This is a genomic window from Streptosporangium sandarakinum (assembly GCF_050942225.1).
Taxonomy (GTDB): Bacteria; Actinomycetota; Actinomycetes; order Streptosporangiales; family Streptosporangiaceae; genus Streptosporangium; species Streptosporangium nondiastaticum.
Window position 1 is genome coordinate 4,530,083 of sequence record NZ_CP192034.1, and the last position, 17,081, is coordinate 4,547,163.

Genomic DNA, 17,081 nt, shown 5'->3' on the forward strand with positions numbered 1-17,081 from the left:
TCGCGCGGGCGTCGGGCGTCCACCGCAGCCAGGCCTCTCCTGTGACATCGTGTGAGTCAGATCACTTCGCAGGGGTGGCCGACTGGACGGATTCCGGCCCGACCGCCGGGACGCCACCGGCGCCATCATCTGCTTGGCCGGTGCCGCCGTCGCGAAGCCGGTGAGGACCGATGGCCGGCCGGGAACAGAGGCGAGGCCCCGGCGGCTTCGCTCAGCCGGTACCTGCACCGCAGCGTCAGGATCGCCCTGATCCCGGCCCAGTCATCGCCCGTTCAGTCCTCGCGGCCGTCGTCACCGTCGTCCGACTCGACCGCGTCCGGGTCGCGCGGCGGCCGCGGCCCCTCGCGCGGGACGGAGGCGGTGAAGCTACAGCGGCCCAGTACGTTGAGGTTGCGATGCTTGAGCGGGGACAGCCGGACGATGTCCTCGACCCGGATCTCCTGGCCCTCGGCGTGCGCCGTCCACGCCCGGCCGTGCGGGAACGCCCGGAACCTCCGGCCCTGAGCGTGGTCCTCGAACGGGTGGTAGCCGTACGCGTCGCAGATCTCCCACGCGTGCTCGTACGCCGTCTTCAGCCGCTCGGTGTACTCCTTGACGCGGGAGACGTCCTCGATCTTCAGCTGCGCGGCCAGGTTCTCCGCCACCGGCCACGGCACCGCCGGAGGGCCCTCCAAAACAGCCCGATGTAGCGGATCGTGCACATCTGGAGGGCTGATCCGTCTTCGAGCGAACGCCGGGTCCCGTCAGTGGAACAGCTTGAGACCGACGACCCCGGCGAGCACGAGGAGCAGGGACAGCAGGCGCATCACGTTCGCCGGCTCGCCGAGGTAGAGCATCCCGAAGATCGCCGTACCCGCGGCGCCGATACCAACCCAGATCGCGTAGCCGGTGCCGACCGGAATGGTGCGCAGTGCGTAGCCCAGGCCGATCATGCTGAGGACCAGGCCGACGGCGAAGATCGATGAGGGGAGCAGACGGGTGAAGCCGGCGGACTTGCTGAGCGCCACGGCCCACACCGACTCCAGCAGACCGGAGACGATCAGAACCAACCACGACATGATGACCGAGCCTTTCGACACGGTCGTCTTTGCAGGCCGGGTACGACACGCCCTCGTCCGGGACGCCGCTGATGCGACATCGGCTCTCAGTCTACCCTGCACCGCCGGCCACGCCGGAGCACGGCGCGGAAACCGGCCACCACTACGGAAACGGATGCGCCGACGGTGCCATGGCAGGGCGCCGGCGGTGCCATGGGGCCGACGTGGGCTGGGCGCGGGTCTCAGCCGGCGTGCAGCCTGGTGATGAGCTCATGCGCGACGTCCAGGAACCGATCGCGCGAGGACGTCGTCGTCTGCAGGTCGATGAACGCCTCGTGGGCACCGGCCTGGGCGAGGGTCAGCAGGTAGTCGCCGATCTGCTGCACGGTTCCGGCGTGCGGCACCTGGTCGGCGGGCGCGGGAGAATCGGTGATCTCCGGATTGACGCGTACCACCATTCGCAGGGCCGACGGGTCCCGGTCGACGCGTGCCGCGGTCTGCAGCGCCACATCCCACAGGGCGGTCAGATAGGGCATGGGCATCGCCGCGCACAGCCAGCCGTCGGCTCGCCGGCCGATCCTCTCCAGGGCCGGAGGCGTGTAACCGGCGAGCAGGATCGGGGGGCGCGGCCACTGGAAGGGCTTGAGGTCGATGTGCGACGGCGGCACGGTCCAGAGCGCGCCCTTGTGCTCGACCACCTCACTGCTCCAGACGGCCTCCATCAGGTCGAGCGTCTCTTCGAGCCGGGCTCCCCTCCCCTGCCAGGGCACCCCGGTCGCGGTGTATTCGTCACGCAGCCATCCGAGACCGATGCCGACGTCCAGCCGTCCGCGGCTGAGCAGGTCGAGCGAGGTCAGCATGCGGGCGAGCAGGACCGGCGGTTGCCACAGCGCGTTGAGCGTGCTGGTTCCCAGCCGGACCTCCCGCGTGCTGACGGCTGCCAGCGTCAACGCGGTCAGTGGGTCGAAGAACGTCGCGAAGGCCGGGGGGATCTCGCCGTCTCCTCCCGGGTAGGGATCGCTGGGTGCGAGCGGCAGCATGATCCGATCACCCGCCCACAGGCTGCCATAGCCCATGGTCTCCAGATCCGTGCTGGCCTGCCGGATGAAATCCGGGTCGGTGAAGGCACCGTACTGCGGGACTGCGTATCCGAGCTGCATGAGAGATTCCTTGGTACTTCGCCGTGGAAAGCCGGGCAGGACTGAGGTGCGCATCGCGTCCGGTCTCAATCCCTGAACGATCTTGGTCGAGCGTCCAGGGAGAAGTTAGGCGGCGCCCCTTGGATGGGACTTGGAGCGGGCTGGGATCCCGGGGCCGAGGAACCCGGGATCCCAGCCCTCCGGCAGGAAGGCCACATGATCCGATCTCGTTCGCGGCCGGTGGCATATCCGTCGACGGCACCCGGCCCGGGAGAGCGGCTGCTGCTCCTTCTTCACCTTCACCCTCAGCATCGCCGGCGGCAGCCTGGCGCTGGAGGTGACGGTGCCGGCGGAGCACACCGAGGTGCTGGACGCGCTGCAGGCCCGCGCCGGCACCGGACGGCCGACGTGAGACAGGACACCGGCGGGCCGTACCTGCGCAGCGGACAGGTGGCCGAGCAGGCCGGGGTCAACCGGCAGACCCTGCGCTACTACGAACGCCGCGGGCTGATCGCCGAACCACGGCGCAGCCCGGGCGGGCACCGCGCCTACCCGCCCGAGACCGTCACCCTGCTGACCGTGATCAAAGCCGCCCGGCGGCTCGGCTTCACCCTGGAGGAGGTGGCCGAACTGATCGACACCGGCCGGCGCGGCCACCCCACCCCGGACCTGCGCGAGCGCGCCCAGGCCAAGATCGCCGAGGTGGACGCGCGGATCGCCGACCTGACCACCATCCGGCACGCGCTGAGCACGGTGGTGAGCGCCGGCTGCGACAGCCTGACCCACTGCACCTGTCCCGACTGCCCGCTGCCCTTCGCCGACCTCGCCACGAACCACACCCCCGAGGAGGGCTGACCGCCCCCGAGCACCCACCACGACCACCGGGCACCCGTCGGCTTCACGTTGACGCCGGAGTTCCTCCACCGGGCTCCGGTCCCGCGGAGCCGGTCGTCTCCGCGAACCACACGAGCTACATCCGGGTCCGCGCGTACGCTCGCAGCGCGTCGCGGACGAACCTCGCCCCCGCGGCGTCGCGGTACATGCCCGCGAAGCGGGGGTCGTCGGCGTACATGTCCCCCAGGCATTCCACCATCTCGATCGAGCGCTCCCGGTCGCCCTCGGCCGTGGGGGTACCCGGGATCCGGCTCAGCCACCGGACGTGCCGGGCGGCCAGTGACTGGGCGTGTTCCGATGTCGGGGAAACCCCGGTCTTCGCCGCGGCGACCCATGCGGCGACGAGGTCCTCGGTGTCCTTCTTCCAGGCCCGCTGCTGGTCAAGGCTCTTGCCGTGCCACCAGTCATTACCCGCTTGGAACGCGCGCTCGCCCCAGCGTGAGATCACCTCGTCCTTGTAGCCGTCGTTGAACCCCGCCAACATGACGTCCATCCGCGGTTCCGCCCCCGACTGCAGAGCCTCCAGCGTGTGCCGCACAGACCGGATCCGCCGTTCGATGCGGTCCCGTTCCTCTTCCAGCGCGGCGATGTGGGCACGGAGCCCGTCGCACGTGTCCACCTCGTCGGCCAGGACCTCGGCGATGGCCGGCAGGCCCATGCCGAGCCGGCGCATGAGCAGGATCCGCTGTAGCCGGGCGACCGCGGTGAAGTCGTAGTAGCGGTACCCGTTCGGGCCGACCCGGGACGGGGCCAGGAGCCCGACGTGGTCGTAGTGACGCAGGGTGCGGCTGGTGATGCCGGCCCTCGCCGCGAGTTCCTGGATCGTCCACTCCATCGTTCCAGTGTCACCCGCGGCGGAGCGTGGCGGCGATGACCTCCGAGCTGTCGGCGTGCAGGGCCTGCGCCGCCGTCTGCCCGGTCGCCGCCAGGTAGGTGTCGACCAGCCGGTTGCCCGCGGCGTACCCGGCGCCCATCGGCAGCCCCACCGGCGTGACACCGAGGTGCTCGGCGCCGGGGTCGCCGTGCACCCAGGCGGTGAAGTCCTGCATGCCTGTCACGTCGAGCCCGGTGAGCACCTTGGCGAAGACCTCGTCGTCGTGCAGGTGCGGCACGCCGATGCGGGCGGGGCCGAGCTCGTCGCCGTAGAGCTGGCGGGCGAAGGCGTCGGCCAGGCCCTCGCCGACGATGTGCTCGCCGACCGTGACGGTCATCGGGTCCCACACGACTCCACCTGGGCTCCATCGCAGGTTGTGGTGGAGTTCGTGCGCGGCGGTGGCCTCCAGCCGCTCCACGTTCTCGGGGAAGGGCCAGAACGTGATGGCGATGTTGCCCGAGATGCCGCCGAACCCCGTCATTCCCAGGCAGGGACCCATGAAGTGCTTGTCAGCCGGATCGCCGAGGACGAACAGCACGGTGATGTCCGGGGCCTCCAGCCCCGGCGTCGCCTCCAGCAGCACGGCGAGAGCGTCGTCGAGCGCGCGTTGCATCCGCTCCCAGGCTCCGGCCGCCGCCAGGGTTTCGAGCGCGTCGAGGCAACGCTCCTCGTCGCGGTCGATGGGGAACCCGGACGTTGCGAGGTGTACGGCCACCAGGTCGACCTCGCCGGGGTGGTAGCGGTACATGCCGCTGTTGGGCTCCAGCATCGAACGCAGCAGGTCGGCGCGGTCCGCGACCGGGGCCAGCAGGATCCGCCGCATGGCGGAGTAGGTGTCAAGGACAGTGATCGACATGGCCCCGATGCTAGAAGTTGACGCAGCGTCAAGGTCAAACCAGCGGCGCTCCGCGTCGAGGTACGGCCGGCATGCCGCCACCCGGTTCCCTCATGACCGGCGGTCCGCCCCATCGAGGCCGCCGGTCCCGCGCTCCGCGAGCGGCTCACCGCTGTTTTGGGCCTTGTAGGAGTACCGAAGCGGAGTTAGCATCCGCCTAACTGTTAGTAAACTTTACTAAAAGAAAGGGCCTCTACATGCGCCGATGTGTCTCCGTGCTGTTAGCCGCCGTCCTGGCGGTTGCTTTCGCGGCTCTCGCCGTACCCGCTGAGGCCGCCGCCCGCCTCACCGCGGCCTTCACCCTGACCGGGACCCAGGGCAAGTTCGTGGTGAGCAACCCCGGCTCGACCCCGGTCACCGGCTGGTCGATCACCTTCGACCTGCCCGCCGGGGTCACCGTCAGCGGCGCCCAGAACGCCACCACCTCCCAGACGGGGACACGGGTCAAGCTGACCCCCGCCTTCTACATCAACACGGTGCGCGCCGGCGGCAACACCGAGCCCTACAGTCCCACGTTCACGCTCAGCGCCGCGGCCCAGCCCACGAGCTGCACGATCAACGGCGCCAACTGCGACGGCAGTGGTGACCCGCCTGCGCCTGACGCGCCCGTCACCGCGACCTACTCGGCCAGCGGGACGCAGGGCAAGTTCGTGGTCAACAACAACACCGACGCCGCGCTCAACGGCTGGTCGATCACCTTCGACCTGCCCGCCGGGGTCACCGCGGGCAACGCCCAGAACGGCTCGCTCAGCCAGAGCGGGCGCCAGGTCACGCTGAGCCCGGCCCACTACAACACGTCGGTGGCCGCGCACGGGTCCAGCGAGCCGTACAGCCCCACGTTCACACTCAGCGCGTCCGCCGAACCGGCGAACTGCCGGATCAACGACGTGAGATGTGACGGCTCGGCCGACACCCCGCCCTCCGCGCCGGGAAACCTGCGCTCACCGGTCAAGACCACCAAGACCGTGTCACTGGAGTGGGACGCCGCGACCCCGGGCAGCCTGCCCATCGTCGGCTACCAGGTCTACAACGGCGCCACCCTCGCCACGACGGTCACCGGGACTACGGCGACCCTCACCGGCCTGACCCCGAACACCGAGTACACCTTCACCGTCAAGGCCAAGGACCGCAAGGGGACCCTCTCCCCCGCCGGCACCGCGTTGAAGGTGACGACCAACAACGCCGGTGACGACACCCAGCCGCCCACCGTGCCCACCGGCCTGCGCAGCACCGGCAAGAGCTCGTCGAGCGTCTCCCTCGCGTGGAACGCCTCCACCGACAACAAGGGCATCGCCGGATACGAGGTCTACACCGGGACGACCCTGGCCGCGACGGTGACCGGCACCTCGGCCACCGTGACCGGGCTGTCGCCGTCCACCGAGTACACCTTCACCGTCAGGGCCCGTGACCTGTACGACAACGTCTCGGCCGCCAGTGAGGCGCTGAAGGTGAGCACCGACGACATCGTCGGCAGCGGCTACGCCAGGGTCGGCTACTTCGTGCAGTGGGGCATCTACGGCCGCCAGTACTTCGTGCGCAACCTCGACACGACCGGCGTCGCGGGCAAGCTGACCCACCTCAACTACGCCTTCGGCAACATCGACCCGGTGAACCTGACCTGCCTGCACGGCGTCACCAAGGGCACCACGGCCGACCCCCAGGACCCGAGCCAGGGCGACGGCGCCGGTGACGCGGAAGCCGACTACGGCAGGCCGATGAGCGCGGCCCAGTCGGTGGACGGCGTGGCCGACACCGGCTGGGAGAAGCTGCGCGGCAACTACAACCAGCTGCGCAAACTCAAGGCGAAGTACCCGAACCTCAAGGTGCTGATCTCGCTCGGCGGCTGGACCTACTCCAAGTACTTCTCCGACGTGGCCGCCACCGACGCCTCGCGTAAGAAGTTCGTGAGCTCCTGCATCGACATGTACATCAAGGGGAACCTGCCGGTCTACAACGCCGCGGGCGGCCCGGGAAGCGCCGCCGGGATCTTCGACGGCATCGACTTGGACTGGGAGTGGCCGGGCGCGGAGGGCCACGCCGGCAACCACATCGGCGCCAACGACAAGGCGAACAACACGCTGCTGATCGCCGAGTTCCGCAGGCAGCTCGACGCCCTGACCCAGGAGACCGGCAAGCGTTACCAGCTGACCGCGTTCACCCCGGCCGACCCGGCGAAGATAGCCGCCGGCTGGGACCTGCCCGAGGTCGCCAAGTCCCTGGACATCTTCAACGTGCAGGGCTACGACTTCCACGGCGCGGGGAGTGACAACTCCTGGGAGCCCAACCGCACCGGCCACCAGGGCAACCTGTACGCCGACACCGACGACCCCTACTCATTCCACTTCAGCGTCGAGAACGCGGTCGACGTCTACCTCAAGGCCGGGGTGAACCCCCGCAAGATCACCGTCGGCCTCGCCTACTACGGGCGCGGCTGGCAGGGTGTCGCCGACGGCGGGAAATCCGGCGAGTGGCAGTCGGCCACCGGTGCCGCTCCCGGGCAGTTCCAGGAGGAGGCGGGCACCCGAGGCTACTCCAACCTGCTGGCGAGTGTGCCGGGGTGCACCGTCAAGCACGACGAGCAGGCGGTCGCGACCTACTGCTACACCGGCAACGGCGGGCAGTGGTGGACCTTCGACGACGCGTGGTCGATCGGCAAGAAGACCGCCTGGCTGCGGAGCAAGGGCCTGCTCGGCGTGATGATCTGGGAGATGTCCGGCGACCCCGGGACCCTGACGACCGCGGTGGACGCGGGCCTGAGGTGAACCGGAGGCGGGAACCCGCGACCCCGGAGGAAGGGACGGCCGGAAGAAGCCGTGACACACGCGTGAAGTGAACCGTAGACGACCTCTAGGACGGGCCGCCCCCGCTTGTACCGCCGGGGCGGCCCGTAGGCGGGGCCTGGACGTTCACGGTGCCACGCGGCAGGGACCCGGCGCAGGTGAGCGGCTCATCCGGGCCGCAGAGCGAGGGGTCCGGGAGTGTCAACGCTTGCTGAGACCGCCATCGACGGCGTACTGGCTCGCGGTGACATAGGTGGAATCGTCGGAGAGCAGGAACAGCGCCACGGCTGCCGCCTCCTCCGGCTTGCCGACCCGGGCAAGCGGCACGCGGCCGATGACATCGGCTTCGAAGGTCTGACGAACCTCCTCGCTCATGAAGCTTCGAAAGCCGGTGTCGATCGCCCCCGGGACGAGTACGTTCACGCGTATGCCGCGCGGTGCCAGCGCGCCCGCCCAGCCACGGGCCACCGCTACGAGCGCGCCCTTGGTGGCGGCGTAAACGCTGGCCACGGCGGCACCCTCATAGGTCGCGGTGGAGGAGGTGACCACAACCGACGCACCCGGATTGAGGTGCTCGGACAGCCGCGCCAGTTGCAGCACAGGGCCGCGGACGTTGGCGTTCATCATCCGGTCGAAGAAATCGGCGTCGACCTCTTCCGCCGGGGACGTCCTGGCGTAGCCGGCGTTCAGCCACAATCCGTCGAGGCCCCCTTCCTTCGCCACCGTGGCCGCGAGTTCTTCGGCGCCGTCGGGCGCGCCCGCGTCGTTGCCCAGGACCAGCGCCGTCGGCAGCGTCTCCCGCGCGTCGGCGATCCGCTGTGGAGTGGTGCCGGTGAGGATGAGCCGGCCACCCTCCTCTGCGATCCGCCGGGCACCCGCAAGGCCGATACCACTGGTGCCGCCGGTGATGAGGATGCGCTTGCCGGTGAACCTTGCCATGACTTCCTCCAGTACTCCCATCGCTCTCAGCAGTGGGCGCTACCCAATACCGGCCTTGAAACCCGTTCGGAGACCGCCTGATCCATGCCGGGTCGGCGGCCTTTCACCGCGCGGACGGTGGCGTTCGTCGCAGCGGTCGCCATGAATTCATTCCGTTAATTCGTCGGCCATTTGCGGCGTGCTAGATTCGGAGCGCATAAACGCATAAAAGAGCATGAATTCCTCCCCATTGGAGAAACATGGAGTCGCTGGTCGTAGAACGGGTGGACGTATTCGTCGTGGAATTGCCGTCCATCCGGTCGTTCAGCATTTCCGGAGGAAGCGTCACCACGGCGGGGAAGCCCGCCGAGCGGGTCCTCGTCAAGGTGACGGCCGACGGGCGGACCGGCTGGGGGGAGGCGACGCCGACACCCGCCTGGACCTACGAGACCGTGGAGTCGATCTCGACGACGATCGCCCGCTATCTCGCTCCCGCGCTGGTCGGGCGACCCGCGTGGGATCTGGACGGCGCCTGCGCGGCCTACGAGAAGGTGATCAACCGCGGTCTGACGATCGGCTCCCCCATCGCCAAGTCCGCGCTCGACATCGCGCTGCACGACCTGCTCGGCCGGGCCCTCGGGGTCCCCGTCGGCGTGCTGTGGGGCCAGCGCCGCCTCGACCGGATCACGCTCGGCTGGATCGTGGCCGGCCAGACCCCCGACGAGGTACGGCAGGCGGTCGAGGAGGGGCGGGCACAGGGCTACAACGCCTACAAGGTCAAGGTGGGCCTGCACGACGAGGCGACGGACGTCTCCGTCGTGGCGGCGGTCAGGGAGGCGGCCCCGGACGCGCCCATCTGGGTGGACGCGAACCAGGCGTACACCGTGGACGGCGCGCTGCGCATGGCGCGCAGGCTCGCCGACCTGGACGTGTCGGCGTTCGAGCAGCCGCTGCCGGCCAACGACCTCACCGGGCTGCGCAGGCTGCGCGACCACAGCCCCCTTCCGGTGGCGCTGGACGAGAGCCTGCGCCACCCCTCCGACCTGGCCACGTTCGTGAAGCTCGACGCGGTCGACATCGCCATCGCGAAGGTCCAGCGGTCGGGCGGTCTCACGCTCTCCCGCAGGCTGTGCCAGCTCGCCGAGGACGCGGGGTTGCGCATCATGGGGTCGGGGCTGACCGACACCGATCTCGGGTTCGCCGCCTCGCTGCACCTGTTCGCCGCGTTCGGCGTGGACACCCCGGTCGATCTCAACGGACGGCAGTTCGTCCACTCGTCGTACGTCGGGGGGAGCACGGTGGAGGTCGTCGACGGCACGGCCCTGGTGCCCACCGGGCCGGGCCTCGGCGTCGAGGTGGACGAGGACGCGGTCCGCGCCCTCTCCACGGCGCACTGGAGCGTCTGACCGGCGGCACACCGCGCCACGCCGCACCACGGTCGCGGCCCGGGGCCGGGGGAAGCGCTCCCCCGGCCCCGGGCCGCCGTTCGAACGCGCTCAGCGCAGCCAGTCGTCCAGGTGGGCGGCGACGAAGTCGTCGTCCGACAGCCAGGGGTAGGCGGCGCGCACCCGGGCGATCTCCTCGGCCTGCCCCGGGGACAGCCCCTCCAGCGGGTCGAGGCACCAGGTGCCGGCCAGGAGGCCCTGCCCGCGCAGCACCTCGTGGACCCCGGCGATGCAGCCGCGGAAGCCGCCCGCCACGTCGAAGACGGCTCCGTTGGCGTCGGTGAGGTCGGCGGCACGGCCCAGCAGGGAACGGAGGACCTCGTCGTCCCCGGCCCAGGCCCGCCGTACCTCCTCGAACATGAGCACCGCCGCGCGGGTCCACACCGCCCACTGGCCGAGCAGCCCGCCGACGACGCGGCGCCCGGCGACGGGGGTGAGCAGGTCGGCCAGGATGTTGTCGTCGTTGCCGGTGTAGAGCGCGATGTCGTCGCCGCGCCCCGACGCCGCCACGGCCCGGACCACGTCGACCGTACGGTAACGGTCGAAGGGCGCCATCTTGATCGCCACCAGGGACTCCTGCTCGCTCAGCGAGCTCCAGAAGGACGGGCTGAGCCTGCGGCCGCCCACCGCCTCCTGGAGGTAGAAGCCGATGACGGGCAGCACCTCGCCCACGGCCCTGGCCCGCTCCAGCAGCTCCGGCTCGCCGGCGCCGGGCACCTTGGGCGACAGCAGCACGGCGTGGTAGCCCAGCGAGGCCGCGAGCTCCGCCTCGGCGACGGCCTGGGCGGTGTCGCCGCACGCGCCGGCGACCATGACGAAGGGCCGGTCCGCCTCCTTCGCCACCACCTCGGCGGAGATCTCCAGCACCGGCCGGAGCAGCCCCGCCTGGCGGATCTCGAACTGCGTCGTGTGCACCGCCACGGCCGCGCCGCCCGCTCCCGAGGCGAGGTAGTAGCGGGTGAGCGCGCGCTGACGGCGCTCGTCGAGGGTGCGCCCCCCGGTCAGCGCCAGCGGGTGGGCGGGGATGACCGTCCCCGCCCTGAGCAGGTCGATCGACATCTCAGAACCTCCCGTCGCGCACCGCGAACTTGGTCGGCTTCCCGGACAGGGGCAGCCCGCGCGACAGCCAGTCGGCCTGCCACGCGATCAGCGTGTCCAGCGGCACGTCCGGATAGCCGAACAGGCCGTGGCAGCGGGAGGCGTCGTTCAGCAGGGCGGTGCCGCTCTCCTCGCCGCCGAAGGTCGCCTCGACGCCGAGCGCGGCGGCGACCCGGGCCGCCGTGCGCCGCACCGAGGCGGTCTCCGGACCGGTCAGGTTGAGCGTGAACGCCTCCGGGGCACGCGCGTGCCGCAGCGAGCGCAGCGCGACCTCGTTGGCGTACCCCTGCCACACGACGTTGACGTGCCCGGTGGTGACGTCGACCGGCTCGCCCGCGGCCACCGTGGCCGCGATGTCCGCGATCACGCCGTAGCGCAGGTCCACCGCGTAGTTGAGGCGCAGGATCGCGACCCGGGTGCCGTACACGGCGGCGGCGTGCTCGAAGATGCGTTCCCGGCCGAGGCAGCTCATCGCGTACTCGCCGACCGGTTCCGGCCGGTCGCCCTCCGCGCTCCCCCCGGAGGCCACGTCCACCAGCGGGTACACGTTGCCGGTGGAGAACGCCGCGATCGCCGAGTCGCGGTAGCGCCGGGCGACGGCGGCCGGCAGCGCCGCGTTGACCGCCCACGCCTGGTACGGCGCGGCCGACGTGCCGAACTTGGCCCCGACCATGAAGACGACGTTCGCCGCGTCGGGCAGCGCGGCGAGGTCGCCGTCGCCCATCAGGTCGTGGCGGACCACGTCGACGCCCTCGTCCTCCAGGGCCCGCGCCGCGTCGCCGTCCGACCAGCGCGACACGGCGTACACGCGGGCGGAGCCCCGTCCCGCGGCGTCCAGCGCGCGCCGGGCCAGCCGGACCAGGCTCGGCCCCATCTTGCCGCCGGCGCCCAGCACGACGAGGTCGCCGTCCAGTTCGCCGGCATCGGCGACCAGCGCGGCCGAGGGGGTGGCCAGCCGGTCCTCGAGCTCCCGCTCGGATGTGAACATGTCACGCTCCTTCGTCGTGTGGCCGCCGGTAGCGCACACCCAGCCGGTCGAGGAGCGGCAGGTGGGCGGTCAGCCGCCGGGTGAAGTCGCCGAGGTCCCGGCCGGAGGACCAGGCGGCTTCGGCGACGGCGCAGAGGCGGGGGAAGGCGTTGTAGTCGAGGCGTTCCCTCGTGGGGAGGTACTCGCCCCAGAGCTGCGCCTGCGTGCCGAGGACGGCCTCGCCGGCGTCGAATCCGTAGACGGTCTCCAGTGGAAGCGGCCCGGCGATGCTGACCGGCTCGCCGGGGGCGTCCGACTCGGCGTAGTCGAGGTAGGTGTGCGTGTGGGGTGCGGCGACCACCTCGTGTCCCGCCCGCAGCGCCGCCTCGATCCGGTCCACGCCCCGCCAGGCCATGATCACCATGTCCTCGGGCGGGTCGTGGTCGAGCATGTCGTCCCAGGCCACCGCGCGGCGGCCGAGCCCGCGCAGGTGGTCGGCGAGGAGCCGGCCCCACCAGCCGTGCAGGGCCGCAGGGCCGGCGAGCCCGGCGTCCGCCACCCTCCGCGCGGCCTCGGGGCTGGTGGCCCACTCGCCGCCGCGGACCTCGTCTCCGCCGATGTGGACGAACCGGGACGGGAAGACGTCGCTCAGCTCGTCGAGCACATCGCGGGCGAACCCGGCGGCGCGGTCGCTCACGTTGAGCACGTGCGAGGAGATCCCCCACGAGGTCCGCACCTCGACGGGCGTCGCGGACGGGTGGCCGAGCCAGGGACAGGCGGCGATCGCGGCCTGGGAGTGCCCGGGGAACTCGATCTCGGGGAGCACGGTCACGCCGCGCGCCGCCGCGTAGTCCACCAGGTCGCGCAGCTCCCGCTGGGTGTAGAAGCCGCCGTGCGGGGTCCCGTCGAACCGGCCCTCCCGCGCGTGCCCGGCCGGGGACTCGGCGCGGTGGGCGCCGATCTCGGTGAGCCGCGGGTGCCCGCGCACCTCGAACCGCCAGCCCTGGTCGTCGGTGAGGTGCAGGTGCAGGACGTTGAACTTGTGCAGCGACAGCAGGTCGACGTACGCGCGCAGGAAGGAGACCGGGCGCCACCAGCGGGCCACGTCGATCATGACGCCGCGCCACGCGTACCTGGGCACGTCGCGGACGGTGCCGCAGGGCACGCCGCCGGGGCCGTGGAGCTGGCGCAGCGTCTGGACGCCCCAGCGCAGCCCGGCGGCACCCGCCGCGGCGATCACGGCCTCCTCCGGGGTGACGGTGAGGACGTACCCCTCCTCCCCGAGGGACGGATCGGTCACGAGGCGGAGGACTATCTCCCCTGGGCCGTCACCGTCCGCGTCCAGGCCGAGCAGGTCCCGCGCCGTCTCGGCGTGCGGGCCGCGCACCCGCGCGCCCCGGTCGAGTGGGAACCGCCCCTCCGCCGGATTCGACGAGCCGACCCGCGGGATCACCTGCGGGCTCGCGGGCGGGCTCGCCGGGGAGGTCACCGGGGAGGTCATCGCCCGAGCACCTCACGGAAGGCGGCGAGGGCCTCGCCGATGGGCGGCGCGTCGGGGTACCAGGCGCGTTCCCATTCGAGCGCGAGGTAGCCGGAGTATCCGATGCGGTCGAGTTCGGCGAGCACGCCGGGCACCCCCACCGCGCCCCGGCCGGGCAGCACCGGCGCCAGTTCGGTGGGCGTCGCCGCGTCCTTGATCTGCACGTGCCTGAGGTACGGCGCCAGCGTGTCCGCGGTGGCGGCGGCGGACTCCCCCGCGCGCCACGGGTTGACCACGTCCCACAGCGCCCCGACCCGTGGCGAGCCGACCCCGGCGAGGACCCCGGCGATCGCCTCGCCGGTGAGGAAGACGTCGTGGGTCTCCAGCAGCACGTCGACACCGTTGTCCGGCAGCCGGTCCGCCACCTCCGCGAGCCTGCGGGTCGCGGCGGCGGCCGGGTCGTCCTGCCCTTCGACCCCGCCGAAGACCCGCACGTACGGCGAGCCGAGCGCCTCGGCGATCTCGACGTGGCGCAGCACCTCGGCCACCGGGTCGCCGTCCGGCCGGGCCACCCGCGTGTAGGAGCAGACGGCGACGATCTCGACCCCGGCGGCGGCGAACATGCGGGCGACCGCGCGCAGGTCGCCGAGGGACGTCTCCGGTGAGACGATCTCACCGTCGGCGCAGCGCAGCTCCACGGCGGCGCAGCCGTACCGGGAGGCGGTGGCGATCACCTCGTCGGCGGAGGCGCCCGGCATGCCGAGCGTGCTGAACGCGAGCGGGTTCACATCTGTCCCTTCACTGTGACGGTGGAGCCATGACGGGCGGACTCGTAGACGGCGAGGGCGACGTCCAGGACGGAGAGCGCGTACTCCGGCGTGACCTCGGGTGTGGTCCCCGTCGCGCAGGCCCGCGCGAAGTCGGCGAGCTGCGCGGCGAACGCCTTGGCCATCTCGCCGGGTTCGGGTGCGGCGACCTGGGTGGCGACGCCGCCGCGGAAGGACCAGACGCCCTCGCCGCGGCTGATCCGTACCGCGCCCTCGCCGCACACGATCTCGGCCTCGTCGGTGAACGGCAGGCCGGTGCCGGTGACGGAGATCGTCGAGCGGGTGCCGTCGGCGTGCCGGGCCAGGGCCACCGCCTCCGTTTCCACCGATCCGCCGGCGGACCCGGCGATGTGGCCGGTGACCTCGACGATCGGCGAGCCGACGAGCATCTGGAGCTTGTCGATGCTGTGGGTGCCGACGTTGAGCACGATCCCGCCGCCGGCCATGTCCGCGTCGAGGAACCAGCGGGGCCGGGACGGGTCGGCGTAGTCGGCGGTGCGCCGTTCCGAGGCCACCACGACGTGGCCGAGCTCGCCCGAGGCGAGGAAGGCCGTGGCGGCGCGCAGCATCGGGACGAAGCGCAGGACGTGTCCGACCGCGCACACGACGCCGGCCGCGCGGCAGGCGTCGATCATGCGGACCGCGTCCTCGCGCGTGGTGGCGATCGGCTTCTCCACGAGCACGTGCAGCCCGGCCGCGGCGGCGTCCAGGGTGATCGGAGCGTGCAGGGCGTGCGGGACGGTGATCACGACCGCGTCGAGGCCGCCCGCGTCGATCATCGCCCGGTGGTCGGTGAAGACGCGGGCGCCGGCCTCCGCGGCCAGCTTCTCCGCCGCCTCGGCCCGCACGTCGCACACCGCGGCGATCTTCACCTGCCCGGCCGTCTGGCGGGCGGCGGCCACGTGGAACTCCGCGATGGTGCCCGCACCGATGACGCCCAGGCGCAGCCCGGATGTTGTGGTCACGATTTCCTTTCTGGAACGGATGAGGGTTTTCAGCCCTTGAGTCCCGCGGACATGGTTCCGCGGACGAAGTAACGCTGGGCCAGGACGAACACGACCAGCATCGGCAGCAGGCTCATCATCGCCGCGGCCGTGACGAGCTGGTCGTTCCCGACGAACTGTCCCTTGAGGCTCAGTACGCCGACCGGCAGCGTGTAGTTCTCCGGTGAGGTGAGATAGATGGTGGGTTCCAGCACGGCCTTCCACGACGTGGTGAAGGTGAAGACCGCGAGCGTGGCCAGGGCGGGCTTGGCCAGCGGGAGGTGGATCCGCCAGAACACCTGCCAGGGGTTGGCCCCGTCGAGGCCCGCCGCCTCCTCGAAGTCCCGGGGGATGCCGAGGAACGTCTGCCGCATCAGGAAGATCCCGATGGGTGTGGCCAGCCAGTACGGCACGATGAGCGGCAGCAGGGTGTCCAGCCAGCCCAGCGAGCGGAACAGCAGGAAGTTCGGGACGATCGTGATGACGGTCGGCAGCATCATGGTCCCGAGGGCCATGGTGAGCAGCGTCTGCTTGCCCGGCAGGCGCATCCTGGCCAGGGCGTGCCCGACCATGGCGCTGGTGAGCACGTTGCCGGCGACGGCGAGGACCGCGATCACGAGGCTGTTGACGAGGTAGAGCCCGAACGGGGTGCGCCGCCACACCTCCGCGTAGTTGTCCCACTGGACCGGGTCGGGGATCCATACCGGCGGGACCTGGATGTACTGCGCGAAGCTCTTGAGCGAGTTCCCGAGGGCCGCTGCGAACGGCAGCAGCATGACCACGGCGCCCGCGAGGACCAGCACGTAGGAAACGGTCTTACGCATAGTGCACCCATCTGCGCTGGAGCCGGAACTGCACCATGGTGAGCGCGAGCACCAGCACGAACAGCACCCACGCGATGGCCGAGGCGTAGCCCATCTGGAAGAACTGGAAGCCCTGCCGGTAGAGGTAGAGCACGGTCAGCTCGCTCGCGCCGTGCGGGCCGCCGTCGGTCATCACGAAGACCTGCTCGAACGACTGCAGCGTCTCGATGGAGGTGAGCACCAGCACCAGGAACGTGGTGCCGGAGATGCCCGGCAGGGTGATGTACCGGAACCGGTTCCAGGCCGACGCGCCGTCGATCTTCGCCGCCTCGTAGCGGTCCTCGGGGATGGCCTGGAGGCCCGCGAGGAAGAGCACCGTCATGTAGCCGACGCCCTTCCACACCGCGACCGCCGCGAGCGTGGGGATCACCAGCGCGGGATCCTGCAGCCAGTTCTCGGCGGGCAGGCCGAACAGGCCGAGCACCTGGTTGGCGATGCCCGTCTGCGGGTTGAAGACCGCGTCGGCGACGTACGCGACGACGACCCACGAGGAGACGACCGGGACGAAGTAGGCCGCGCGGAACAGGGCCATGCCGCGCAGCCGCTGGTTGAGCGCGATCGCCAGGGCCAGGGCCAGGACCGTCTGGGTCGGCACGAACAGCACGGCGAAGTACGCGGTGTTGCCGAGCGTCCGCCAGAAGACCGGGTCGCCGAAGAGCCGGGTGAAGTTGTCGAACCCGACGAACTTCGGCGAGGACATCAGGTCGTAGTCGGTCATGCTGAAGAACAGCGAGGCCAGCAGCGGCCAGGCGGCCAGCGCGACCAGGTGGAGGATGTAGGGCGAGGCGAAGGCGAACGCCCAGATCCGCTCGCCCGCGTGCCGTTTCCGGGCGGGTGGCCGCTGTTCGGCGGCCACCTTCCCGGTCTCTTCGGTGAGCACC

At 71.2% G+C, this 17,081-nt stretch carries 16 protein-coding genes and 1 riboswitch; of the genes, 3 read left to right on the forward strand and 13 right to left on the reverse strand.

The genetic code is table 11. From position 1 onward, the window contains the following. Window positions 1-272: 272 nt before the first annotated feature. From ACQP10_RS21340 to ACQP10_RS21350, 3 genes are all read right to left on the reverse strand, one after another. Window positions 273-644, reverse strand: a complete 372-nt coding sequence (locus tag ACQP10_RS21340; protein WP_433539570.1) for a DUF4158 domain-containing protein — start codon at window positions 642-644, stop codon at window positions 273-275. A gap of 99 nt (window positions 645-743) precedes the next feature. Continuing rightward, window positions 744-1,058: a DMT family transporter gene (locus ACQP10_RS21345; RefSeq protein WP_346021021.1), complete on the reverse strand. Its 315-nt coding sequence runs from the start codon at window positions 1,056-1,058 to the stop codon at window positions 744-746. A gap of 17 nt (window positions 1,059-1,075) precedes the next feature. Then, window positions 1,076-1,141, reverse strand: a riboswitch (guanidine-III (ykkC-III) riboswitch). A 138-nt stretch (window positions 1,142-1,279) separates the two neighbouring features. After that, window positions 1,280-2,197: a TIGR03619 family F420-dependent LLM class oxidoreductase gene (locus tag ACQP10_RS21350; protein ID WP_433539571.1), complete on the reverse strand. Its 918-nt coding sequence runs from the start codon at window positions 2,195-2,197 to the stop codon at window positions 1,280-1,282. Window positions 2,198-2,584: 387 nt separating this feature from the next. On the opposite strand from ACQP10_RS21350, the gene ACQP10_RS21355 reads away from it, so the two are divergent. After that, window positions 2,585-3,031 carry a MerR family transcriptional regulator gene (locus ACQP10_RS21355; protein ID WP_433539572.1) on the forward strand — a complete coding sequence of 149 codons (447 nt, stop codon included), beginning with the start codon at window positions 2,585-2,587 and terminating at the stop codon, window positions 3,029-3,031. Window positions 3,032-3,146: 115 nt separating this feature from the next. Here ACQP10_RS21355 and ACQP10_RS21360 read toward each other — a convergent pair whose 3' ends face one another. Both ACQP10_RS21360 and ACQP10_RS21365 read right to left on the reverse strand, forming a co-directional pair. Then, on the reverse strand, window positions 3,147-3,905 hold the full coding sequence (locus ACQP10_RS21360; protein ID WP_392572747.1) for a MerR family transcriptional regulator: 759 nt from the start codon (window positions 3,903-3,905) through the stop codon (window positions 3,147-3,149). 10 nt (window positions 3,906-3,915) lie between these two features. Further along, entirely contained in the window at window positions 3,916-4,800 is an 885-nt protein-coding gene (locus tag ACQP10_RS21365) for a DUF2268 domain-containing protein (RefSeq protein ID WP_346021017.1), read from the reverse strand. A gap of 254 nt (window positions 4,801-5,054) precedes the next feature. Between ACQP10_RS21365 and ACQP10_RS21370 the strand changes: the two genes are divergently transcribed. Then, the gene (locus tag ACQP10_RS21370) at window positions 5,055-7,601 is read left to right on the forward strand and encodes a glycosyl hydrolase family 18 protein (protein WP_433539573.1); all 2,547 of its coding nucleotides are present in this window, start codon (window positions 5,055-5,057) and stop codon (window positions 7,599-7,601) included. A 219-nt stretch (window positions 7,602-7,820) separates the two neighbouring features. Here ACQP10_RS21370 and ACQP10_RS21375 read toward each other — a convergent pair whose 3' ends face one another. Then, window positions 7,821-8,558, reverse strand: a complete 738-nt coding sequence (locus ACQP10_RS21375) for an SDR family oxidoreductase (protein WP_433539574.1) — start codon at window positions 8,556-8,558, stop codon at window positions 7,821-7,823. A gap of 239 nt (window positions 8,559-8,797) precedes the next feature. Here ACQP10_RS21375 and ACQP10_RS21380 point away from each other — a divergent pair, with 239 nt between their 5' ends. Continuing rightward, window positions 8,798-9,943 (forward strand): mandelate racemase/muconate lactonizing enzyme family protein, encoded by a 1,146-nt coding sequence (locus ACQP10_RS21380; RefSeq protein WP_346021014.1) that lies wholly within the window; start codon window positions 8,798-8,800, stop codon window positions 9,941-9,943. Between the two features lie 90 nt (window positions 9,944-10,033). Here ACQP10_RS21380 and ACQP10_RS21385 read toward each other — a convergent pair whose 3' ends face one another. The 7 genes from ACQP10_RS21385 to ACQP10_RS21415 are packed head-to-tail and all read right to left on the reverse strand — an operon-like array spanning window position 10,034 to window position 17,080. Continuing rightward, complete coding sequence (locus ACQP10_RS21385; RefSeq protein ID WP_346021013.1) at window positions 10,034-11,041, reverse strand: dihydrodipicolinate synthase family protein; 1,008 nt, start codon at window positions 11,039-11,041, stop codon at window positions 10,034-10,036. A 1-nt stretch (window position 11,042) separates the two neighbouring features. Further along, on the reverse strand, window positions 11,043-12,068 hold the full coding sequence (locus ACQP10_RS21390; protein ID WP_346021012.1) for an NAD-dependent epimerase/dehydratase family protein: 1,026 nt from the start codon (window positions 12,066-12,068) through the stop codon (window positions 11,043-11,045). Between the two features lies 1 nt (window position 12,069). Next, window positions 12,070-13,548, reverse strand: coding sequence for a beta-N-acetylhexosaminidase (locus ACQP10_RS21395; protein WP_433539575.1), 1,479 nt, complete (start codon window positions 13,546-13,548; stop codon window positions 12,070-12,072). Further along, the gene (locus ACQP10_RS21400) at window positions 13,545-14,315 is read right to left on the reverse strand and encodes a sugar phosphate isomerase/epimerase family protein (RefSeq protein ID WP_433539576.1); all 771 of its coding nucleotides are present in this window, start codon (window positions 14,313-14,315) and stop codon (window positions 13,545-13,547) included. Before ACQP10_RS21400 ends, ACQP10_RS21395 begins: the two co-directional genes overlap by 4 nt. After that, window positions 14,312-15,319 (reverse strand): Gfo/Idh/MocA family protein, encoded by a 1,008-nt coding sequence (locus tag ACQP10_RS21405; protein ID WP_346021009.1) that lies wholly within the window; start codon window positions 15,317-15,319, stop codon window positions 14,312-14,314. The genes ACQP10_RS21400 and ACQP10_RS21405 overlap by 4 nt, the downstream gene beginning before the upstream one ends. Window positions 15,320-15,348: 29 nt before the next feature. After that, the gene (locus tag ACQP10_RS21410) at window positions 15,349-16,161 is read right to left on the reverse strand and encodes a carbohydrate ABC transporter permease (RefSeq protein ID WP_346021008.1); all 813 of its coding nucleotides are present in this window, start codon (window positions 16,159-16,161) and stop codon (window positions 15,349-15,351) included. After that, window positions 16,154-17,080 carry a carbohydrate ABC transporter permease gene (locus tag ACQP10_RS21415; RefSeq protein ID WP_433539577.1) on the reverse strand — a complete coding sequence of 309 codons (927 nt, stop codon included), beginning with the start codon at window positions 17,078-17,080 and terminating at the stop codon, window positions 16,154-16,156. The genes ACQP10_RS21410 and ACQP10_RS21415 overlap by 8 nt, the downstream gene beginning before the upstream one ends. Between the last annotated feature and the right edge of the window lies 1 nt (window position 17,081).